Here is a 22,278-nt window from a genome sequence, read left to right on the forward strand (position 1 = left end):
GCCACGGCCTGCAGCAAGCGGTATCATCTTCAAAAAGGAAAACCACGCGCTAGGAAGCGCAAGGAGGAATCACATGTATATCCCGGATAGCTATCTTGATGAGCTTATCGCCTCCGACATCCCCAGCGGGATCGACCTGACCACGCACGTCCTGGGCATCGGCGGGCAGCCGGGCCGCATGGAGTATTACACGCGCGACGCGGCGCTGCTTTGCGGAACCGAGGAGGCCGCCCGCATCTTCGCCCGCTTCGGCTGCACGGTGGCAGAAGCGCTTCCCAGCGGCAGCATGCTTGCGCCCGGCGACGTGTTCATGACCATGGAAGGCCCTGCGGCCGGCCTGCATATGGGCTGGAAGATCTGCCTGAACATCTTCGAGTACTACTGCGCGCTTGCCACCAAAGCCAAGCAGATGGTGGACGCCGTGCATGCCGTGAACCCGCTGTGCGAGGTGCTTACCACTCGCAAGCTCATGCCCGGCACCAAGCCTTTCGATGTCAAGGCGCTCACGCTCGGCGGGGCCTTCCCGCATCGTCTGGGATTGAGCGAGACGGTGCTTATCTTCGAACATCACCTGACCTTCTACGGCGGGCTTGAGAAGCTCATCGCCGACCTGCCGCAGCTCAAGGCGAAGGTGTGCGAGAAGAAGCTGTTCGTCGAGTCGAGCGTTGAAAACGCCGTGCGCCTGGTGGAAGCCGGCGTCGACGGCGTGCAGCTTGACAAGGTCCCGGCGGCCCAGGTCGCGCAGCTGGTGCCGCAACTCAAGGCCATCAACCCCCACGTGACGCTCATCGCCGCCGGCGGCGTCAACCTGGGCAACGCGGCCGAGTACGCCGCCACCGGCGTGGACGGCCTGGCAACCACCTGCCTGCACTTCGCCAAACCCCTCGACATGAGCGTGCGCATGAGCGCGCTGTAGGGGCGACGCGGTTCGTGCTGTCCTCATGTGTGCTTCAGGGCCTGCATGCGGACAGCGCGGTGGGGTGCGCTTTGATGGTCCGACCGCGCTACCCTTTCCAGACGTACCCTGTCGCAGGACCGGCTCCCACCTTCTCGATTTTACCGCTTGCCAACAGATCCGATAAGGCGCGCTCGATGGTGGTCTTGCTGATGTCCGGGCATGCGGAGGCGATGTCGCGCTTGGTTACCTTGCCGACGGAGCTGCGCAGCACCGCCTCGACGCGCTCGGCTTTGGTGAGCTTGGCGTCTACCACCGCCGAGACACGCTCCTCGAACTCGCGGTATGTCGCTAGGATTGCGCCCAACATATAGCGCACGAACGGGCCGGGGTCGTTTCGGCCCTCGTGCCATCCTTGCGAGCTCGCCGCCAAGGCGTCGTAGTACGCGTCCTTGGTGCGCTCGATCTCCTTCTCAATGGAGACGTACTTGCCAACCATGTAACCTGCCTTGTACAGCAAAAGCAGGGTAAGCAGCCTGGACATGCGCCCGTTGCCGTCGTTGAAGGGATGGATGCAGGTGAAGTCGAACACGAATATCAGAGAAGCAAGCAACGGGTCTATCGACTCGCTTGCAACGGCGCTGCGGTACGCGGAACATAAGCGCTCAATGGCGTCCTCGGTGGCCACCGCGGGAACGGTTTTCAGCCGCACGTACTCGGTGCCGTCCGGACGTATGCCGCGCACCTCGTTGTCGCCGACCTTGAAGTGCCCGCCCATGGAGGACGGCGTGTGCCGGTACATCTGCCGGTGAAGCTGCAATATAACGTTCGGCGTAACGTCGATGAAGTCATGGCTCTCATGTATGGTGGCTAGCACGTCGCGATAGCCGGCTATCTCCTCCTCATCGCGGGAACGCAAATCAGACTTCTCGGACATGATCTGTTGCAGGCGCCTGTCGCTGGTGCGTATGCCCTCGATGCGGTTTGAGGCCTCGGTTGACTGGACCTTCGCAACTTCCGTCAGGGCATCAAGGACATCCGCCTTGGCGTTGAGGTAGAGCGTTTGCCGACCCTTGTGCTCATGGACCGCCGTGAGCAGCTCCACGGTTTTCGGCGTTAGCAAGCCTTGCGGCATCTGCGTGTAGTCGAAATGCCTCATGTTCGCTTCCTATCTGCATCATCCATCGTTTAACTGCATCATATTTTAATCATTGATGTAGATATATTCCAGATGAGGCAGATGGACACACGAAAAAACGCAGCAGACGCCGGAGGCGAACAAGATTAGCGGCTGGTGTCGATGAGCTCGGCGGCATCTTTATCTTCTCGATGAAGTGCTTTTCCAGAGGGTGTGACCTGCTGTGACATGAGCGCGCTGTAGGGAAGCGCCGGGTTTTGCGCCCTTACTTGAAGATGGCCCATTTGCACAGGCAGAAACCCCAGATGCCCTGCATCGCCATGGTGATGAACTTCCCTGCCATCTCCGGGCAGCCGAATGTTGCGGCCGCCCAACCGATGAACCAGGTGCCGAATAGGAAGTTCCAGACATACAAAGCGATGAACATCGCCACGCTACGCCAGAAGTTGCTCGATGCCTTGAACGTGATGTTGTGGTTCATAAGGAAGTTGAACGAGCCTGAGCATGCGACGGCGATGCCGTTCGCGATGCCGGTTGGCAGCGCAAGCTGGGCAGCCGCGAACGCGCCTAACTCGACAAACGTCTGCATAATGGATACGCCGTAGTACATAAACGCCTGTCGAATGCCCTGGGCGAGGGTCGATCGGCTGGGATGCTCTTGCGCGGCATGAGCCTGTGAGCTATCGATATGGAGGGCGCTGGGTTTCATCTGCAAGGCCGTCGACGTGAATCCCTATTTCGCGGGGATGATCTCGATCCATTGGCCATCGGGGTCGGCGATGAAATACAGGCCCATGCGAGGGTTTTCCCTGATGATGCAGCCCATCTTCTCGTGAAGCTCATGGAAGGCGTCGAAGTCGTCCACGGCGAAGGCGATGTGGGTGTCCTTGCCGCCGTTGTCGTAGGGCTCCACCTGCCCGCGGTTCCAGGTGAGCTCGATCTCGAAGGGCGCCTCGTCGTTCGCCATGAAGGTGTTGGTCCAGGAGCCGTCCTCGGGGCCCATCTCGCGAACCACCTTCATGCCCAGCGCCTCTTGATAGAACTTGATGGTTGCTTCCTTGTCCAGAACGTGGGTGCAACGATGGACGAACTTCGCTTTCATGTTTTGCCTCCTTCGGGTTCGGGCTTCGTCTTCCGCTTCAGCGCCGACTGGCGCTTTCCCGGAAAGAGGGCGCTGAGCAGGGTTGGATTCAAAGCCTTACGCGATTCATTCCATAGCTGAGAGTTTACCTTTTTCACCGGAAGGGGGCGCCTGCTCGCAGGTACATGCTGCTGCCAGCACATAAAATCATGACAACGGGTTCTCTTTCGCCCCCGTTGCCGGCAGCGAAGCGAAAAGAAGCTGCTCGCGCACGCTACGGGAGCCGGTATGTGCGGCCTTCGTAGTCGATGATGCCTTCCTTGCGCAGCTTCGACAGCTCGTTCGATAGTGCGCTGCGGTCGACGCTGAGATAGCTTGCCAGCTTGGTCTGGCTGTAGGGGATGGTGAAGACGCGGGTGCCGGCTTTCTTCTGCTGCTGCGACAGGAAGGCGAGGATCTTCCCCCGTATGGTCTTGGGGGTCATGGCTATGGCGCGGCGGTTCATATCCAGGTTGCTTAACGCCAAGGCGCGCATGAGGTTCGAGGATATGTGCGAGTGGCAGCCGCACTGCTTGGGGCAGGGGTGGATGATGCGCTCGGCTTTGAGCAGCACCACCTCGCAGGCCGAATCCGCGAGCACGTCGATGTCGAGCGGCTCCATGCTGCAGGCGTAACCGTGGGCGAAAAGCGATCCGGGCCCTAGTATCTCCAGGATGGTCGTTTCGCCCCAGGCATCCGATACCTCCACGCGCACGCGGCCGGACAGGACGATGCCGAGGTGCTCGGTGGGTTGCCCGGAGCGCATGATCCGCTCCCCTCGACCGAACGATTTCCTTACGGCCCCAAGGCAGGGCAGCATCAGGTCCGCTTCGTCTTTGGTGATGCCGCAGAACAGCATCGAGGAAGATTTGGAAATATCAAGCATTGGCTTCACCTGTAGGTTTCACAACAGAACTGTATGCAACGCAACAGTATAGTGCAGTCACTCCAAGAAAAACCCCGTGATAGAGGAGCGCAAAATGACTGACAAGAACATGTTCTGCTTCCAGTGCGAGCAGACGGCGGGATGCACCGCCTGCACCGGAGCCGCCGGCGTGTGCGGCAAGACCGCCGATGTGGCTCAGCTGCAAGATGAGCTGACCGGGGCGTTGATCGCCCTGGCTCGTGCGGAGAGCGACGGAAGGGGGGATGCCGAATCCGACGGTCTTATGCTGGAGGGCATGTTCGCCTGCGTGAGCAACGTCAGCTTCGACCCCAAGGCCATCACCTTCCTTGAGCGCCGCGTTCGTGCGAAGGCTATCGCCCTGGGCGAATTCGATCTGTACGACATGGATCGGCTGTGGGGCGAGCAGGAGGATATCCGCAGCTTGAAGAGCCTGCTGCTTTTCGGCATGCGCGGCGTGGCAGCGTACGCCTACCATGCGCAGATGCTGGGGAAATCAGATCCCGCCGTGACGGCGTTCCTCTACGAGGGCATGAGGGCCGTCGGCTCCGACCTGGGCATGGATGAGCTGCTGCCTTTGGTTCTCAAGTGTGGCGAGGTCAACTTGGCCGCCATGGCCGCTTTGGAGGACGCGAACATCTCCGCCTACGGCAAACCCGAGCCCGCGACGGTGGAGCTCAAGGTGGAGGCGGGTCCCTTCATCGTGGTCACCGGTCACGACTTGCACGATCTCAAGCAGCTGCTCGAACAGACAGAGGGCCGCGGCGTGAACGTGTACACCCATGGTGAGATGCTTCCCGCCAACGCCTATCCCGAGCTGCGCAAGTATCCGCACTTGAAAGGCAACTACGGCACCGCATGGCACAATCAGCGCAAGGAGTTCAAGGACCTTCCCGCGCCTATCCTATGGACGACGAACTGCCTGGTAAAGCCCGATTCCTCCTATGCCGACCGCGTGTTCACCACCGGCCCCGTGAGCTTCCCCGGTGCTCATGTGATCGTGGCTGGCGAAGATGGGAAGAAGGACTTCTCCGCCCTGATCGGCAAGGCCTTGGAGCTTGGCGGTTGGGATGCCGATCGCGCATTTTCCGGCATCAACGGCGGCACCAGCGTCACCACCGGCTTCGGCTACGATACCGTCATGGGGGTCGCCCCTGCCGTCATCGATGCGGTTAAGTCCGGCGACATCAAGCGATTCATCTTGTTGGCGGGTTGCGACGGCATGCGCAAGGAGCGCAGCTACTACACCGATTTCGCCAAGCTTGTCCCTTCCGATTCCGTCATCCTGACCCTGGCCTGCGGCAAGTATCGCTTCAACGACCTGGATCTTGGCGATATCCACGGCATCCCGCGCTTACTGGACGTCGGCCAGTGCAACGACGCCTACGGTGCGATCAAGATCGCGCTGGCGCTGGCGGAGGCCTTCGACTGCGACTTGAACGATCTGCCTTTGTCGATGGTGCTCTCCTGGTACGAGCAGAAGGCCGTGTGCATCCTGCTCACGCTGCTGCATTTGGGTATCAAAGGAATCTACCTGGGTCCTACGCTTCCGGCGTTTGTGAGCCCCGGTGTCCTTCAGGTGCTGGTGGACAACTACGGCATCCGCCCCATATCCACCCCCGAGGCCGACCTCGCCCAGATCATGGGCTAGCTGACTGGCAGTTTTTGCTTCGGGCGCTCGGCTCGTCGGCTGGTTCGCGAATCGCGCCTTGAACTTCGGCATTAGCGAACGCGAGCGGAAGCAAGGTTCGTGATTGCCGACTCCCCGTTGAAGCGTGGTTGGGGCGATTCGAATTGTTCGCCCTTTCCCTCTTATATGAGGATTAATGCACCCTACGCACCAAGATGCCCATTGATAGCCCACCCCTATTCATCAGAAAATGACTAGTGTGGAAATATTCACTATGTGTTGAGTAAAACACGTAAGGGGAGGATGCGGAATGAAGGCTACGGATCAGATTAAGCGCGCTGCGATGATGAAAACCATCGGATATCTTCTCGATGATCCCGAGAGGAACATCGTCAAGATCATGGACATGGTCGACAAGGTTGCCCCTGCCGATTTGTTCCCGTCTCAGCGCAAGGCGTTTCGCGGGGCGATCGATTCCAAGAACAACTGGTATCAGCTCATCATGCGCGTTATGGACCTGAATCCCGAAGTGCGCGACGATCTTATCAAGAACCTTATCGTGGATGGCAACCTTATGGCGTGGCCGCGTCAGGAGGAGATGCGCAAGCAGCACCAATGCAATATCCCTTGGGCGATCCTGCTCGACCCGACCAGCGCCTGCAACCTGCACTGCACCGGCTGCTGGGCTGCCGAGTACGGGCACAAGCTGAACCTTTCGTACGAAGATATCGACTCCATCATCAACCAGGGCGTGGAGCTTGGCATCCATATTTACATCTACACCGGCGGAGAGCCGTTGGTGCGCAAGAAGGACCTCATCCGCCTGTGCGAAGCGCATCCCGACTGCAGCTTTTTGTGTTTCACGAACTCCACCCTTATCGATGAGGAGTTCTGCCAGGATATGATCCGCGTCAAGAACTTCGTGCCGGCGATCAGCGCCGAGGGGTCCGAGGAGACGACGGACGCGCGACGCGGCGAGGGCGTTTACCAGAAGGTCAGCCATGCCATGGCGCTGCTTCGCGAGTATGGCTTGCCTTTCGGGGTGTCGGCCTGCATAACCAGCGCCAATGCCGACACGGTGGGTTCCGAGGAGTTCATTGACTGGATGATCGACCAGGGCGCCCTGTTCTGCTGGGTGTTCAATTACATGCCGGTGGGTATGGCGTCCCCGGCGGATTTGATGCTTACCGTTGAGCAGCGCGAGCGCATGTACCGCTTCGTTCGCGAGATGCGCGAGAAGAAGCCGCTGTTCCTCATGGACTTCCAAAACGACGGCGAGTTCGTGGGCGGCTGCATTGCGGGCGGTCGACGCTACCTGCACATTAACGCGGCGGGAGACGTTGAGCCTTGCGTGTTCATTCATTATTCGAACGCCAACATCCACGATATGTCGCTGTTGGAATGCCTCAAATCGCCCATTTTCATGCAGTACTACGAGGGGCAGCCGTTCAACGACAACCTGTTGCGCCCCTGTCCGATGCTGGAGAACCCGCAGGCTCTTGAGTCGATGGTCGAGAAGTCCGGTGCGAAGTGCACCGACTTGCAGGAGGAGGAGCCCGTCGAGCACCTGTGCGGGAAATGCAAGGATTTCGCTCAGGAATGGGCACCCGTGGCGGAGAAGCTGTGGGAAAACCCGGCTGATCCGCGTTACCCCTATCGAAGGGACATCACTGCGAACATGGCCGACACCGACAAAGAAAAGTTCGAGAAGCAAAACAGGAAGTTTGCTCGACTGTAGCCTTGCGAGCGCGAAGGGGAAGGTGTTTGGTGTCTTTCCCTTCGCGAAAGGCCGGGCATGAACCGAGAGCTGCGGACGCGGGTCGTCGGAGGCGTTTGCCGAGGGTGTCGAAGGATTCGCAATAGATTTGCTGCAATGGGCTGACACCGGAATTATCCGGGGCCAGCCCATTTCGTTTTACCCCGATGTCCCTCGTGCTCAGCTGATCGCGCAGACGCTTAAGCAACCTTGCCGCGGCTTGAACGGAGACGGTGCGAACAGTGCTACGTCCCCTGTTCGCCTTGTGGAAATGCGGACCCCCCTGACATTTAGCATCGATTCATCTTCCTGGTGGTTGCGTAATCGCATGGTGCGCGTTGGCTGCGATGTCGTGGCTTTCGGTGCCGTTTCGTATAGTTCACCGTAATGTGTCAGCCGAAAATGGATGCTATCGTTCGCTAATTTGCTTGACAAAAGGGCTAATCAGGCTGATTTGCGTGATGGGATCTTGCTTGGTGCCTCCTGAGCCATGAAACACGACCTTGACTGTGCCTGGTTTATTTCAATGCTACAGAGTTTGTCCATATCTCCTTCAGGGGGACTCTCTTCTTTGCCAAAGCTGTCAATAGGAGTGATATTTTGCACCTTTGATGATGATAATAAGTCAGGGGGGTACTTTGTGGTAAAAGAACTGATGCCCTCGGTGTTCCGGGGATAATTGCAAAGGATCCATGCCTTCGAGCTTTGGTGGGTGTGATTATGGTAAAAAGACGAGATCGCTCTATATGCTGCATTTTGTGTGCCGCTCTCGCCGTTGTTGTGGCGTTTTGCTTTTGCGACGTTGCGTCCCCCTGTTCGCGCTGAAGGGGCTCAGGAGGCGTCGGCGTCGATCCCGATTAACAAGGATACGGCGACCGTTAAGGTCGAGCTGTACACCGACGAGTACCACAACAATCCGCTTGAAGGCGCCGTGACGTCCGCCACGCATTTATACGGAGCCTTCTCGGCGCACTTCCTGCACGGCAAGGCGCCCTCTGTTGGCAACGAAGTCGCCGTGTATTATTTCCCCGATTCCATCGTCGTTGACAACAACGATGGCGGCGACCTTATAGCGGGATCGGGTGCCGACGCCGTTATAGCCGGCACGTGGAAAATCAAGGACAATAAGGCTATCTTCACGTTTAACGAGAGCTGGCTTAAGACCAATCCCGCGGACGTTTATGTTGCGGCGGATTTCTCGTTCGAGCTTGCGAATAAGAACACCGGTTCAGGCGGCAACGCGATCGTCGAGTTTCCCGGCGCGGGGTCGATTCAGATTCCCACCAAGGACGGCAACGTTACGGGGACGAAGACGGGCGTCTTCTCCCAAGGCGCCGATGGTGTGGCCAAGGTTACCTGGACCGTGAACCTGAGCGTTGAATCGTTCGCCACGAACGTCAAGTTCGTCGACACGCTCGGCGACAACTTCAGCTTCGTGGACGGCAGCTTCATGCTCGACGGCAAGAAGCTCGATCCTCAGCCGACGATTGACGGTCAGAGTGCGATCCTTGAGAGTCTGGGCAACCTTTCTCAAGGCGACCACACGATCACCTATGAAACGGTGCTGAAGAGCGGCGTTTCCGCGAACAACGGCGAATTTATCGACAAGCAGGAGGCCTCCAAAAACACGGCGACGTGGGAGTGGGGCGGTGTCGGCGATCGCCAGAACGGCACGGTTACGGCTGCCCCCGGTAAATTCCGCTACGACATGATCGGCAAGTCCAACGGCTCGGGCACGCCGTCCGACATCACGTGGACGGTCACGCTCAATCAAGGCGAGCTCAAGGCCGACATGAGCGGCTACAAGTTCACCGATACGCTGGATGCTAAGCAGGCGTATACGGGCAGCTACACGGTTTACAAGGGCAGCTCGGGGTCGCAGGTTCTTGCGACCGGCGCGCTTGATCCGTCGCAGAGTTCGTTTACCTATACGTTCCCGACCGACCTTGTCGACAAGTATGCCACCTACCGTATCGTCTATCACACCAAGATGAACGATACGAGCTCGTACGACACCGTGCGCAACGACGCGACCATCGAGCGCGAGGGCTCCGTTTCGGGTTCTGATGACGGCAGGTTCACGCCGCAGCTGGTGGGCACGCCGATCACCAAGAGGCTCGTGAGCTCTGACGAAGCCGCAACGACGGGAAGGGCGACGTGGGAGACGCGCGTCGCGCTGAAGGCGATCGTCAATGCGGTTAACCCCAAAACAGTGACGGTAAAGGACACGTTTCAGACGGCGTGGAAGCAGAATATCGATGTCGACGTAGACTCCATTACCATCAAAATCGGCGAAACCGTGCTAGAGCGGGGGCAGAACGCCGATTGGAAGTTAACGGCCAACTGGTCGGTTGGTGAAACGAAGAGAAACTTTAACCTTGACATATATGTCAACGACAAAGTCAAGGCGGCCCTCGAGAACGAGGACTATGCCGTCATCACATACGCCACCACATCCGATGCATTGCCGGGTTGGTACTCGAACTTCGCATCGGTCAGCGTCAACGGCAAGGCATACCTCACGAACCCTATCTATTACTACCTTGATCAAGAAACGACGCCTGCGGTCGAGAAGCCGGAAGCGGAGTCGAAAGTCGTTTGGGACGAGGGCTTCGATTGGAGCGCCGTTGATGGCTCGAACGAGAAGGGCGCATGGGTTGTCGACTGGACGGTGTACGCGAATCGCCAGAAGAGCGCGGCGGGGGAGTATTACGGAGCCGGAAAGCTGGGCGGCGCACCGCTGAACATCATCGATGCCCTTCCGGACGGTATGAGCTATGTTTCGGGTTCGGCCAAGTTCACGCTGGTGCAGAACACCTACGATAAGCATACGGGGTATTATGGCGGGAATGAAAGTAGAACAGTTGTCACCGACCGGCAGCTTGCCGCCGACAACGTGAGCAGCAACGGCAACACGGTCACCTTCTCCATTCCTACCACGGCGCTTGGCAACTATGCCGGCTACGCGAAGCTGACGTACAAGACCGCGGTCAAGCGCGGCGCGCTCGATGTCTCCAAGAACGAGACGATGTTCACCAACTCGGCCAGCGCCGAGTCGGGAAGCAAGACGTTCGATTCCGGCAGCGGCACCGTCACCATCAAGAACAACGTGCTTGAAAAAACCGGCGCGCAGGTGGATAACAGCAACCGCATCAAGTACACCATCTTGGTCAACGAGTCGGCCGTCGACCTTATGCGCACAAGCGATTTCCTGGAGCTTGTCGACACCATGGATGCCAAATGCACGTTGGTGCCGTCGACGCTGAAGGTTTACGAATGGGGCAACGGTACTTGGCAACTGCTGGACGATAGCGCCTATTCGTCGAAGATGGAGCAGGTCGACGGCAGCGCCGGTACGTGCACAAAGCTGACCCTCAATGTGCCCGATGAGAAATACCTTAAGGTCGAGTATGAGGTCATCCCAAGCGGAAACCCTGGCGATCAGGTTTCCCTTTCCAACACTGCCAAGCTTACGGGAGTGGTGGAAGGCGACGCGACCGATGCTCGAACCTGGACCGTTAAGAAAGTCTCGGCCAGCGCGGGCGGCAACGGCTACGGCATCACGATGACCAAGTACGACGCACAGCAGGTTGGCGCAACGCTTGAGGGCGCGGAGTTCACCCTTTATAGCGTGAAGATGGACCAGGCTGAGACGGCGGGCGTGGAGAGCGCCAGAACGCTGTTCGGCACTGCTCAGACCAATGCCGATGGCAGGATCTCGTTTGGTGCGGAAGGCCACGCAATGAGCAATTGCACGCTCTACCAGCTTGTGGAGTCGAAGGCGCCCGACGGCTATGCCGCGGCAGAACCCAAGTGGATCATGCTCAAGGGCAATGCGAGCGACGAGCATTACCAAGCCGCGCTCGAAAAGGCGAAGGCCATCGTTGGCGACGCGGAGATCATCGGCGATGACAAGAAGGACGAGATTTGGGTGTACGACAACCGTTTGACGGGATCTGCGGTCATCAAAGCGAAGAAGGTGCTCAAAGGCGGCACCTTCAAGGCGGGGCAGTTCTCGTTCGCGCTCAAGGACGGCGACGGCAAGGTGCTCCAAACGGTGACCAACGATGCCGAGGGCAACGTCTCCTTCACCGTTGAGTGCAGCAAAGCGGGCGAATACTGCTACACCATCTCCGAGGTCGTCCCCGAGGGCGCTGAGAACAACGTCAAGGACCACATCACCTACGACACGGCCGAGCATAACGTCACGGTCAGCGTAACCAACGGCGATGAGAAGCTCGACGCCGTTGTCTCCTACGACAAGGGTTCTTCGACTCCGCCCACCTTCACCAACAAGTATTCGGCCACCCTGCCCGCTGCCGGCGGCGTGGGGACGATGGTCACGTACCTGGTCGGGGCTGTGCTCGTTTCCGTTGCCGCCGCCCGGATCCATCGGCGTCGCAGTGCTGCGAAGAAGGGAGGGTTGGGCCGTGATTAGCTGCAGTTTTAGGCTTCGCGCCCATAGGCTCGTCGCCCTTCTTTGCGCGCTTGCGCTTGTGCTTGCGTCGATTCTGCCAGGGGCGGCTTCGGCTTCCTCCGCATCTGGGCACGCCGCGGCTACCGGCACCCTTACGGTGTCGGGCTCGGTTGCGGACGCGTACGAGGCGTACCAGCTCTTCGACGCGGATGTTGCCGATGAAGGCGGATCCGGGGACAAGCTGGCCACCGACGTGACGTGGACGAGCGACGCCGTACGCGATGCCGTGCTTCCCGTTTTACGCGAGGCTGGCATGGATGTCGCGGGAGCCGTTGCCCAAGACGTTGCCGAGTGGCTTGACGCCGATGGGCATATGACCCCTTCGCTTGCCACGGGGCTTGCCCGCGCGATTCGCGCGTCCGGTGTGGAGCCCCAGGCCATTCCCTCCGGCTGCGCCGTGGAGCTTCCCGCCGGGTATTGGCTTGTCGTGGCCGAAGAGGATGCCATCGGCCAGTCCCAGGCGGGCACCGCGGCGATATTTGCGCTGGTGGGCGGCGCACCGGTGACCGTTACGCCCAAGGCCGCTGTGCCGGTGGTTAGCAAGCACGTGCTGGAGGACTCGGACGGCGCGTGGGGCAAGGCCGCCGATGCCACGGTGGGCGATGACCTGTACTGGCGCCTTTGCGCCACCATCCCGGCGGGCCTTGTCGGTTACGACGCGTACACGGTCGAGTTCGCCGATGCCATGAGCGCGGGGCTTGATCTGTCCAAGGTTGCTTCGACCGTGCGCGTCTATGTGGCCGCGGGGGCCGACGGCGGTTTCGATGCGGTTACCGTCTCGGGCGGCTCTGTGGCGCCCGGGCCCGTTGACGGGTGGAAGGACGTCACCGCCGGGTGTGCGGTCTCGGTTGACGCCGGGGCGAACACGTTCACCGTGCGAACGAGCGACCTTGTTTCCGCGCTTGGCGGCGCTGAGAAGTTCGCCGCCGGGGCCCGCGTGGCGGTGGTTTACAACGCGCCGCTGGGCGTGGACGCCAACCGCGGGGCGGAGCAGGGCAATCCCAACGAGGTGTACCTGCGTTACCCGCGTTCCCCCTTCGCCGACCAGGGCGCGGAGGGCGGCTACACCCGTACGCCGAGCGATAACGCCACGGCTTACACCTGGGATGTTGCACTTACTAAGCGCGCGAGCGACGACCAAAGGACGCTTTCGGGCGCCGTGCTGCGCGTCACCGACGACCGCGGGCGCCGGCTTGCAGCCGACGGGACGTGGACGGGCGGCGACGCGACCGTCACCACCGGCGCGGACGGGCGTGTGACGATCGGCGGCGTGGACTCCGGGGCGCTTACGGTCGAGGAGGTTGCGGCGCCCGAGGGCTACGTTGGCTTCACGGGCGCTCGGGCGCTGACTCTTGCGGTTGCGGGACTCGACGTCGAGCAGGTGGCGGCTGCGAGGCCGACGCTCACCGTGTCCGCCGAGAAGCCGTTGCGCGTCGATGGGGCCGACGCCGCCTTGGGCGCTGTGGAGGCTACGGTCTTGAACTCCGCGAAGCCCACAAGCCCGGGCGGGTGGATTTCCGGGCTTCTTCCCAAGACCGGCGACCGGTGCCTTGCCATTGTGGTTGCGCTCGCAGTCGTTGGGGCGGCAGCCGCGATCATGCTTGTGGTCGGATCGCGTTTCATCAGGCGAGGAGGGGATCGTCGTGACAGGTAGCCGTTGCTAGCTATTCGACGCGTTGGTTCCGCCGTAGCCGTCGCCGTTCGTTCGCTTCCGGCGCTCGGCTCAAAAGGCGGCTTGAGCGCCGTTGTCATTGCATCAGCACCCTTCGAATGGAAAGGAAACAGAATTGAAAGCACAGAAGAAGATCGCCCGCCTTGCTCTTACGGCGGGCCTGACCGCGACGATGGCCTTCGGCAACGTCGCCGCCCCTGCAGCCATGGCGTTTGCGGAGGGCACGGGGTCGACCGTCACGTTCGCGGATGCCGATTATGCGACGTCCACGACTTATAAGGGCATCCAGATTTTCAAGGCGACGGTCACGACGACCGGCGAGGCCACGACGGTGAGCAACATCGAGTGGGCAAGTGGCGACGTAAAGGCAGGTGTGGTGGCTGCCATTAAGGAGTACGAGCCGTCTTATAACAGCTATATCGCGCAGGATGCCGCCGATTGGCTGAGCGCTAACGCCGGGGTTTCCGGGACCGACTCGAAGGTTGCGAGCAACAACGTTTTGAGCACGATCGCCGGCAAGTTGAATGACAGCGGCAATTGGAAGACGACTACCGCGGGCGATGCGTCCCTTTCCGGCCTTGAGGCCGGCTATTGGCTGTTTCTTACCGCTGCTGCCGGTAAGCCCGCCGACAAGTCGACCGACGCGTTCACCTCTCCCGTGTACGCCGTGATCGACGGTACCAGTTCGACGACCGTTACCCCTAAGAAGGGCGTGCCCACCGTCGAGAAGAAGATCCTCGATGACAACAAGGTGAAGGATGACCTTACAACAGTGCTTGCGGAGGATTGGAAGGACGTCGCCGATTCCCAGATTGGCCAGGAAGTGAACTACAAGCTCACCGGTACGATCGCCGGCAACTACGCCACGTTCAGCGCGTATGCCTACAAGTTCACCGACGAGCTTTCCAGCGGCCTTGATTACGTCAAAGACTCGGTTGTGGTGTACGCAAAGAACGGCGACACCTATACCAATATCGGGACGGAGCATTACTCGGTGGCATATGCCGACACCGACCATACGCTGACGGTGAAGTTCAAGGTTGGCGACGGCGATAAAGGCCTCAAGGACGTCGAGGGCGTAACCGCCGACACCCAGATCGTCGTCTTCTATAAGGCGAAGCTCAACAGCGGCGCCGTGATCGGCAACGCTCTCAACGGCAACAAGGGTGGCAATCCCAACACCGTCAAGCTCACGTATTCCAATGACCCGTACTCCGAGGGCACGGGCGATACGATCGAGGACACCGTTGCCGACTTCGCGTTCAGGCTCAACCTCAACAAGGTCGACCAGGGCACCGAGCAGGGCCTTGCGGGCGCCGTCTTCGCCATCCAGTCTGCCGATGCGAACACCAAGGACCAGTACATCGCTTCGAAGGCTGATGCCGCTTTGGGCGTTGTCGCGGGCCAGCTTGTGACCGTTAATGATGCCAGCAACCTTCCCGATTGCGTGAAGTTCACGTCCGCCGACGACGGTAGGATCGCCGTCTCCGGCCTTGACGCCGGTTCCTACAAGGTGACCGAGGTTCAGACCCCCGATGACACCAAGTACACCAAGGCAAACCCCTTCACCTTCACCATCACCCCGACGTATGACGATTCGGCGATGAAGGTGACGGGCCTGACGGCGACGGTTTCCGGGTCCGACAAGGGTCGTAGCGATATCGCCTTCGGCACGCTCGACGGTAACGCCGGCGACAACAAGCTGACCGGCGTGGACGGCACTGGCACCGATGCCGCTAAGGGCGAGGTCACCATCAACGTCGGCAACACCAAGTCCGTGGGCCTTCCCATCACCGGCCTTGATGGCGTGACGCTTACCTGGATCGCGGGCGGTGCCGTGCTCGTCATCGGCGTGGCGCGCCTTATCCGTCGCCGTCGCGCGGAGTCCGAGGAGTAGATGAAGCACCGAGACAAGCATGCAGCGACGGGCGCCTCTGCTCCGGGCGGCAAGAGGCGCCGTCGGCGCTTGCCTCGCTGGGCGGACCGGCTCATCACCATGGCGGTCATCCTTGTCGGCGTCGGCCTTATGGTGTGGCCTTGGGTCCTCGACCGGTTCGAGGCGGCGGGCGTCTTCAACCAGATCGATGCCGTGTCCAGCACGGTGGACGCGCTCCCTCCGCAGGAGCGCGAGCGGATTCTTCTCCAGGCGCGGGCGTACAACGAGTTGCTTGCGGGTGAGAACCCCGAGCTTCCCGCCGAGCAGGTTGCGCCCTACGAGGAACAGCTCATTTTCGACCGCGACCCCATGATGAGCTGGGTGGAGATCCCTTCCATCAACGTGAGCATGCCCATTTACCATGGAACGGGCGAGGAGGTGCTCATGGCCGGCGTCGGTCACCTTGAGGGGACCAGCCTGCCTGTGGGCGGGACGTCCTCCCATTGCGTGCTCACGGCGCATTCCGGCATGCGCAACCTCAGCATGTTCGACGATATCCACGCGCTTGTGGAAGGCGACCTGGTTCTTCTCCACACCATGAACCAGACGCTCGCGTACAGGGTGACGGGCTCTGAAGTGGTGTGGCCCGACGAGGTGGAATCGCTTGCCATCGAGCCTGGGGCCGACAAGCTCACGCTTGTGACCTGCACGCCCTATGGCGTGAACGATCACCGGCTGCTCGTCCACTGCAATCGCACCGAATACGTCGAACAGGAGGTTGCCGAGCAGAAGAGCCTCCTGGCAAGGCACTGGGGCAAGCGCGAGATCGCGGCTCTCGTCGTCGTGGCAGCCGCGGTGCTTATCTTGCTGGACATCGTCATCCACCGGCTTCGCCAGCGGTGCGGCGATGGCCGGCGCGTTCGGCCCTTGGGCTAGAGAAGGCTGCAGCCGCGCAGAATGAACAGGGGGTCGTAGCACCGTTCACGCGTGAACAGGGCTACGACCCCCTGTTCACGCGTGGGCGGATGGGGTATGCCGTGGTTGCATGAAGGCAGCCTTTGCTTGGGCAGGCGATCGCCCGGTTTGCCGTAACTTGCTGTTAAGGCAAACCGGGCGATCTGCGTCAAGCTCCCTTTGGCTATCTGCGCCGGGGGCTGTAGGGCTTACGAAACCCGCTCAGGTTCCACTGCCATCGCCTCTTGCGGGTAGGCCGGGGCATGCAGACGAGGCAGCTCGATGGTGGCGACGAATACGCCGGCCATGATGAGCGCCGCACCCAGGAAGGCGATGGGGGTCAAGACCTCGCCAACAAGGAAAAACGAGAACACCGCAGAGCAGACCGGTTCGAGCGAGAAGGCGAACCCGGTGGTCTCGGCGGGAACATGCGGCTGCACGTAGGCCTGGGTGATGAAGCCGTAAGCCGAGCAGATGAGCGCGAGCGCGATGATGACCGTGAGCTCGGTCGGGGTGCTGGGAAGCGTGATGCCGCCGAGCGCGGCCGCGCCGATGCCCGGGAACAGGCCGGCGAAGGCCAGCTGCCAAACGCCCAAAGCCAGCGGGTCGACCTGTTCGACGAAGCGCTTGCTGATGATGATGTGGGCGGCGTAGACGAATGCCGAAAGCAGCATGACGAGCGCGCCGGGGTTGAGGCTGGTGAAGTCGGCGCCTGAGAGCAGCAGCATGCCGCCGGTTACGACGGCGGTGCCGAAGAGCACCTTGCGCTCGGGGGCGCGGCGCAGCAGCAGAGCGTTGGCGAACGGCACGATCACGACCGTCAGGCTTTGCAGAAAGCCGGCGGTGGAAGCCGAGGTGAGGCTCGAGCCCAGGCACATGCAGGTGAGCTCGACCGCCATGATGGCGCCGATGACGGCGGCGCGGACGATGAGGTCGCGGTTGATGCGGAAGGTGCACTTGTGAAAAAGCAGCACGCAGACGATGAAGGCGATGGTGCAGCGCAGCGCGACGATGCTCGTGGCGTTCATGCTGTCCATGCCGATCTTCATCAAAGGGTACGAGAAACCCCATGCGACGGGAACGGAAAACGAGAGCGCGATTGCCTTTTTGCGATCCATGGGACTCCTTTTGTTTCGAAGTGGTTTCACGAAAAGGATTGTGCGCTGCTAAAACGATGTAGTAAAGCGAATGTATCTTCAGTATGATTAAGCAATGCTAATAGAAGATAAGCAGGCTGGGGCAAAACGTGCCACGGCCTTTTTGCCATGGGGGGCGTTATGTCATCACGGTACCAGGTCGTCTGCACGGTGGTCGATCGCGGGAGCCTTAAGGCGGCGGCAGACGAGCTGGGCTACACGCAAAGCGCGGTCAGCCAGGCGGTCAAGGCGCTCGAACGCGAGCTGGGCACCACGATTTTGGAGCGGGGCAAGCAGGGCGTTTCGCTTACGCGCGACGGGAAGCAGTATCTGCCTTATTTGCGCCAGATCGTGACGGCCGAGGCCGAGCTTGAGGGAAAGCGCCAAGAGCTGCTGGGCCTGTCTTCGACCGACATCCGCATAGCAACCTTCACCAACGTGAGCCGCACCGTGCTGCCGCGCGTGATCCGCGGCTTCAGCGCTCTGCATCCTGACGTGCACTTTACCCTTAAGCAGGGCGATTACACGCGCAACGCTCAGTGGGTGCACGACGGCGCGGTCGATTTCTGCTTTACCGCGCGGGGTTTTACGGCAGGTCTTGACAAGCGCATGGTCTATCACGACGAGATGGTAGCGCTGGTGCCCTTCGACCATCCGTTGGGCGCCAAAGCGCGGGTAACGCTTGAAGATCTGGCAGCTGAACCTTTCCTTTTGCTTGACGAGGGCGAGCAGAGCCTGGTGCTCGATGCGTTTGCCGCCCATGGGCTGCAGCCGCGGTTGACGAGCAAGGTGACCGACGACTACACCATCATGGCGATGGTCGAGGAGGGCTTGGGCGTCAGCATGCTCTATCGCCGCACCGTGGAGTGCGTGCGCGCCGATATCAAGGTGCTTCCGATTGCGGCGGCCCCATCGCGAGACGTGGTGGCGGCATGGCGAAGCTGGGATACCATGCCCATCGCCACCAGGAAGTTCATCGATTTCATGAGCTCGCATATCGAGGCTTAGCCGCTTGCGGTATCGCAAAAGGGATTGCCGGCTGGCCGCCCCGCTGGACTCCGATCGCGTTGCGGCAAAGACCGAGCCGTGTCCGGGGCGATGGACGACGCATATCGTCATCAGCGGAGCCTTCCTTGTATGCTTCTAAGGCGAAACGGAAAAGCAGGCTGGCTGTTGGGTAAAGCTATAATCTGTCGAAGAAGAGCGCCTGGCAGCCCCCCTTGCCCTCCGGGGAAGATGCGGGCGATCATAAACGCACGGCAAAACTTGTAAGCTGATTTAACTCGGCAACGGGGAGTACGGCAGCCATGTCCATCAATTCATTCGAAAACTATCCAATGTCGTGGAAACCGAGCCTACAGTTCGGCAGCAAGCCTCTTTACATTGAGCTGGCGGAGCAGTTGGAGCAGGATATCGCAAACGGGATTCTGCGCCCTGGGACCAAACTGCCCCCGCAAAGGGAGCTGGCAGATTATTTAGGCATCAACGTCAGCACGGTATCCAGAGCATTCAAACTCTGCGCCCAAAAGGGGCTGCTCTCCGGCACGGTAGGCTGCGGTACCTTTGTGGCATATGATGTGACGACGAACATCTTTTCTTTGCCAGACGCCAAGCAGCCGCATGTAATACAGCTGGGCTCTATGACGCCGGAAACGATTGTGCAGGATGAAGTAGCACAGCTTTTGCAAAAAATGATGACGGAGCCGGATTTTGGAGCGCTGTTCCAATACGCGCATGCCACGCCGAAATGGCATCAAGAGGCGGCAGCAGGGCTTTTTCGACGGATCGGCTGCCAAGTCGCACCGGATAACATTTTGACGGCGAGTGGCGGGCAGAATGCGATTTCCTGTATTTTTGCGGGGCTATTCAGGCCGGGAGACCGAATCGGCACCGATCCGCTGGTGTATCCAGGATTAAAGAGCGCTGCGAAGCTATTCGGCATCCAGCTTGTTCCCATCGCGCAGGAAAACGGCGAAATGTCGGCAGATGGGATCCGCTACGCGGTGAAAAACGACAACATCAAGGCTATCTATGTTATGCCTGATCAGCAAAACCCTACCACGCATACGATGTCGGCAGGCTGTCGAAAGCGTATCGCGGATGTTGTCAAGGAGCTCGATCTTCTTCTGATCGAGGATGGGATTAACAGCCTATTGGCGAATAAACCGGAAGATGCCATAGCAGCAGCCGCACCTGAGCATACGATTTTTATCTTCAGCCTTTCCAAGACGATTCTTCCCGCACTGCGTCTGTCCTATCTGGCCGTTCCGCCTAAATGGAGGAAGCAGCTGGAAAACGCTTTGTACAATATCAATTTGTCTCAATCCGCCCTGCTGACGGAATTGGCGGCAAGGCTCATCGCGTCTGGTCAACTGGAGCTGCTGTTGGAGCGCCGCAGAAAGGGCCTTGCATTACGAAACGAGATTACAGACCGCATACTGCACGGCTTTCAAGTTCGCGGCGATTGTCAAAGCCTGAGTCGATGGCTGTTGCTTCCGGACGGCATGAGCGGTGGGGAATTTGAACGTATATCGCTAGAGCATGGCGTTTTCGTCTATGGCTCTGAGCGATTCGCCGTGGGAAAAGATACGCCAATTGGGGCGGCGCGCCTTGCTATCTGCGCTCCAGATTCCTTGGAGGAATTGGAGCAAGGGTTGACTATCTTGAAATCATTGCTGGATTGAAATCAACACTGAGCCGAATAAGCAAAATTGTATTGCACACAATCATTGTATTGTGTGCATTTTTCTTTTGCTGAATAATGAGATCAGGATATAAGGAGGCACGTCGTGAAAGACATAGCTTTGAAGCAGTTTGTGGTCGATGCGTTCACCGATCATGTTTTCGCAGGCAATCCCGCTGCGGTATGCGTGATGGAGCAGTGGTTGCCAGAAGATGTGATGCTCAGCATTACGCGAGAGAACAACCTTTCCGAAACCGCTTTTGCGGTAAAGGAGGGCAATGACAGCTACCGTCTGCGCTGGTTTACGCCAGGCGGGGAGATTGATTTGTGCGGCCATGCGACATTGGCGACTGCGTACGTCATCGCCCGATTCATTGAACCGGAACGGACGCAAATAGCGTTTGAAACACGCGGCGGCACGTTGACCGTGACGAAGCGGGGAGACCTGTTCGACATGGACTTCCCCTGCTATGAATTGACGCCGGTTCCAGTCACACAAGCGATGGTAGACGCCATCGGCGTCGAGCCGGCGGAGGCCTATATGGGGCGCGATCTGCTGTGCGTATTCGACAGCGCGGACGCGGTACGCAACGTGAAGCCTGATCAGGGCCGTGTCAAAGAGCTGGATGGGCTCTTGCTGCACGTTACCGCCAAGGATAGCGATTTCGACTGCGTATCCCGCAGCTTTGCCCCAAAGTGCAATGTGCCGGAAGACCCCGTTTGCGGCTCCGGCCATTGCCATATTCTGCCGTACTGGTCGAAAAAGCTGGGAAAGGCAGAACTGACCGCGTATCAGGCATCGCCCCGAGGCGGCATCTTATATGGCGCATTGAAGGGCAACCGTGTTCGCATCAGCGGAAAAGCGGCGCTGTATTCGGAGGCGATGATCCATATTGGCTAAAACGAGCAGAAAACAACAGTACCTAGCGGGAATGCGTTCCGGCATTCCTGTCATTCTAGGATTTATCCCGGTGGGAATAGCTTATGCGATAATGGCGCAGCAAGCAGGGTTTACCGTTGCCGAGACGGTTTTCATGTCCGTTGCCGTTTTCGCCGGAGCAAGCCAGATGATGGCGGTGGGAATGTATGCGCAGGGAGCGGGCCTGATCGCCATGATCCTTGCAACGTTTATTTTGAACCTGCGGCATTTGATCATGAGCACCTGTGTGGTGAATCGGATGCGCGGCGACAAGCTGGGGCTGAAGTTGCTGGCAGCATTTGGCGTGACAGACGAATCCTTTGCCATTTTCACAACCGAAGACGAAGCAAGATGCTCGGTGTTCTACTTCCTTGGCCTGATCACCGTTACGTACACTTCGTGGGTTGCGGGTTCTGCGATCGGTGCGGTTGCTTCCGGCTTTCTGCCGGAAATCGTATCTGCCAGCCTCGGTATCGCCCTCTATGCTATGTTCCTCGGGCTTCTGATGCCGAATGTGAGGCAGAGTTTCCGTTTGGGCGTTCTGGTCATAATCACAGCAGTAGCGAATACCGGATTGTCGCAGTTGATCGATTCCAGTTGGGCGTTGATCGTGTCGACATTGGCCTGTGCGGCACTTGGCGTGTGCTTCGTGAATGATGGGGTAAAGGAAAAAACGTCGAATGGATAAAGTGATTTTGATTTTGGGCATGGCGTTCGTTACCTATCTTCCACGCGCACTACCTGTTGTATTGATCGATAAAATGAAAAGCAGCCCGAAGTTCGAGCGCTTTTTACAGTTGATTCCCTATACGGCAATGGCTGCGCTGATATTTCCCGGTGTGTTTACCGCTGATTCCGGGTGCTGGTATATCGGCGCTGTTGGAGGTGGCGTTGCGGCGCTTCTTGGCTGGAAAAATGCCCCGTTACGGTGTGCGTTCTTGTGGCGATTGCGGCAGATGCGATGCTGCAGGTGGCTCTGAGATAACATGGAGAATCGATTTGCATCAATGCCGTTATAGGGAAAGCGGTGTCATCGCGATCGTATCGAGCGATGACGCCGCTTTCTTTTGGATTGGCAACACTTTCTTGGACGCTATTCTCAGGAGCCGACCGCGCCA

The 22,278-nt window shown here is 59.4% G+C and carries 17 protein-coding genes; 12 read left to right on the plus strand and 5 right to left on the minus strand.

Features of this window, described 5'->3' with window-relative positions:
- Nucleotides 1-73: 73 nt before the first annotated feature.
- Nucleotides 74-916, plus strand: a complete 843-nt coding sequence (gene modD, locus Q0D52_RS01415) for a ModD protein (RefSeq protein ID WP_294379693.1) — start codon at nt 74-76, stop codon at nt 914-916.
- Between the two features lie 88 nt (nt 917-1,004).
- Here modD and Q0D52_RS01420 read toward each other — a convergent pair whose 3' ends face one another.
- The 4 genes from Q0D52_RS01420 to Q0D52_RS01435 form a co-directional block, all read right to left on the minus strand.
- A complete protein-coding gene (locus Q0D52_RS01420; protein ID WP_294379695.1) occupies nt 1,005-2,054 on the minus strand; it encodes a Fic family protein in 1,050 nt (349 codons plus the stop codon).
- A gap of 244 nt (nt 2,055-2,298) precedes the next feature.
- Nucleotides 2,299-2,742: a GtrA family protein gene (locus tag Q0D52_RS01425; RefSeq protein WP_294379698.1), complete on the minus strand. Its 444-nt coding sequence runs from the start codon at nt 2,740-2,742 to the stop codon at nt 2,299-2,301.
- A gap of 24 nt (nt 2,743-2,766) precedes the next feature.
- The gene (locus tag Q0D52_RS01430; protein WP_114620271.1) at nt 2,767-3,135 is read right to left on the minus strand and encodes a VOC family protein; all 369 of its coding nucleotides are present in this window, start codon (nt 3,133-3,135) and stop codon (nt 2,767-2,769) included.
- Nucleotides 3,136-3,388: 253 nt separating this feature from the next.
- Nucleotides 3,389-4,039, minus strand: coding sequence for a Crp/Fnr family transcriptional regulator (locus Q0D52_RS01435; RefSeq protein ID WP_294362304.1), 651 nt, complete (start codon nt 4,037-4,039; stop codon nt 3,389-3,391).
- A 94-nt stretch (nt 4,040-4,133) separates the two neighbouring features.
- Between Q0D52_RS01435 and hcp the strand changes: the two genes are divergently transcribed.
- From hcp to Q0D52_RS01465, 6 genes are all read left to right on the plus strand, one after another.
- Entirely contained in the window at nt 4,134-5,708 is a 1,575-nt protein-coding gene (hcp, locus tag Q0D52_RS01440) for a hydroxylamine reductase (RefSeq protein WP_294379700.1), read from the plus strand.
- Nucleotides 5,709-5,997: 289 nt separating this feature from the next.
- A complete protein-coding gene (locus tag Q0D52_RS01445) occupies nt 5,998-7,425 on the plus strand; it encodes a radical SAM protein (protein WP_294379703.1) in 1,428 nt (475 codons plus the stop codon).
- Nucleotides 7,426-8,203: 778 nt separating this feature from the next.
- Entirely contained in the window at nt 8,204-11,881 is a 3,678-nt protein-coding gene (locus Q0D52_RS01450; RefSeq protein WP_294379705.1) for an FctA domain-containing protein, read from the plus strand.
- On the plus strand, nt 11,874-13,574 hold the full coding sequence (locus tag Q0D52_RS01455) for an isopeptide-forming domain-containing fimbrial protein (RefSeq protein ID WP_294379708.1): 1,701 nt from the start codon (nt 11,874-11,876) through the stop codon (nt 13,572-13,574). Before Q0D52_RS01450 ends, Q0D52_RS01455 begins: the two co-directional genes overlap by 8 nt.
- Nucleotides 13,575-13,707: 133 nt before the next feature.
- Nucleotides 13,708-15,489, plus strand: a complete 1,782-nt coding sequence (locus Q0D52_RS01460) for an isopeptide-forming domain-containing fimbrial protein (protein WP_294379710.1) — start codon at nt 13,708-13,710, stop codon at nt 15,487-15,489.
- Complete coding sequence (locus Q0D52_RS01465; RefSeq protein WP_294379711.1) at nt 15,490-16,404, plus strand: class C sortase; 915 nt, start codon at nt 15,490-15,492, stop codon at nt 16,402-16,404.
- A gap of 227 nt (nt 16,405-16,631) precedes the next feature.
- On the opposite strand, the gene Q0D52_RS01470 is transcribed toward Q0D52_RS01465, so the two are convergent.
- Nucleotides 16,632-17,540: a DMT family transporter gene (locus tag Q0D52_RS01470; protein ID WP_294379713.1), complete on the minus strand. Its 909-nt coding sequence runs from the start codon at nt 17,538-17,540 to the stop codon at nt 16,632-16,634.
- A gap of 159 nt (nt 17,541-17,699) precedes the next feature.
- Here Q0D52_RS01470 and Q0D52_RS01475 point away from each other — a divergent pair, with 159 nt between their 5' ends.
- The 5 genes from Q0D52_RS01475 (at nt 17,700) to Q0D52_RS01495 (ending at nt 22,140) form a co-directional block, all read left to right on the plus strand.
- On the plus strand, nt 17,700-18,566 hold the full coding sequence (locus Q0D52_RS01475) for a LysR family transcriptional regulator (RefSeq protein ID WP_294379715.1): 867 nt from the start codon (nt 17,700-17,702) through the stop codon (nt 18,564-18,566).
- A gap of 299 nt (nt 18,567-18,865) precedes the next feature.
- Nucleotides 18,866-20,242: a PLP-dependent aminotransferase family protein gene (locus Q0D52_RS01480; protein ID WP_294379716.1), complete on the plus strand. Its 1,377-nt coding sequence runs from the start codon at nt 18,866-18,868 to the stop codon at nt 20,240-20,242.
- A gap of 105 nt (nt 20,243-20,347) precedes the next feature.
- On the plus strand, nt 20,348-21,142 hold the full coding sequence (locus Q0D52_RS01485; RefSeq protein ID WP_294379719.1) for a PhzF family phenazine biosynthesis protein: 795 nt from the start codon (nt 20,348-20,350) through the stop codon (nt 21,140-21,142).
- Nucleotides 21,135-21,848, plus strand: a complete 714-nt coding sequence (locus Q0D52_RS01490) for an AzlC family ABC transporter permease (RefSeq protein ID WP_294379722.1) — start codon at nt 21,135-21,137, stop codon at nt 21,846-21,848. The genes Q0D52_RS01485 and Q0D52_RS01490 overlap by 8 nt, the downstream gene beginning before the upstream one ends.
- Complete coding sequence (locus tag Q0D52_RS01495; RefSeq protein ID WP_294379725.1) at nt 21,841-22,140, plus strand: AzlD domain-containing protein; 300 nt, start codon at nt 21,841-21,843, stop codon at nt 22,138-22,140. The genes Q0D52_RS01490 and Q0D52_RS01495 overlap by 8 nt, the downstream gene beginning before the upstream one ends.
- Nucleotides 22,141-22,278 lie beyond the last annotated feature (138 nt).

Source organism: uncultured Senegalimassilia sp. (assembly GCF_934630535.1).
GTDB lineage: Bacteria > Actinomycetota > Coriobacteriia > Coriobacteriales > Eggerthellaceae > Senegalimassilia.

Coding starts and splice junctions, on each gene's coding strand:
- modD (WP_294379693.1), top strand. CDS start 74: ATGTATATCCCGGATAGCTATCTTGATGAGCTTATCGCCTCCGACATC.
- Q0D52_RS01420 (WP_294379695.1), bottom strand. CDS start 2,054: ATGAGGCATTTCGACTACACGCAGATGCCGCAAGGCTTGCTAACGCCG.
- Q0D52_RS01425 (WP_294379698.1), bottom strand. CDS start 2,742: ATGAAACCCAGCGCCCTCCATATCGATAGCTCACAGGCTCATGCCGCG.
- Q0D52_RS01430 (WP_114620271.1), bottom strand. CDS start 3,135: ATGAAAGCGAAGTTCGTCCATCGTTGCACCCACGTTCTGGACAAGGAA.
- Q0D52_RS01435 (WP_294362304.1), bottom strand. CDS start 4,039: ATGCTTGATATTTCCAAATCTTCCTCGATGCTGTTCTGCGGCATCACC.
- hcp (WP_294379700.1), top strand. CDS start 4,134: ATGACTGACAAGAACATGTTCTGCTTCCAGTGCGAGCAGACGGCGGGA.
- Q0D52_RS01445 (WP_294379703.1), top strand. CDS start 5,998: ATGAAGGCTACGGATCAGATTAAGCGCGCTGCGATGATGAAAACCATC.
- Q0D52_RS01465 (WP_294379711.1), top strand. CDS start 15,490: ATGAAGCACCGAGACAAGCATGCAGCGACGGGCGCCTCTGCTCCGGGC.
- Q0D52_RS01470 (WP_294379713.1), bottom strand. CDS start 17,540: ATGGATCGCAAAAAGGCAATCGCGCTCTCGTTTTCCGTTCCCGTCGCA.
- Q0D52_RS01475 (WP_294379715.1), top strand. CDS start 17,700: ATGTCATCACGGTACCAGGTCGTCTGCACGGTGGTCGATCGCGGGAGC.
- Q0D52_RS01480 (WP_294379716.1), top strand. CDS start 18,866: ATGTCCATCAATTCATTCGAAAACTATCCAATGTCGTGGAAACCGAGC.
- Q0D52_RS01495 (WP_294379725.1), top strand. CDS start 21,841: ATGGATAAAGTGATTTTGATTTTGGGCATGGCGTTCGTTACCTATCTT.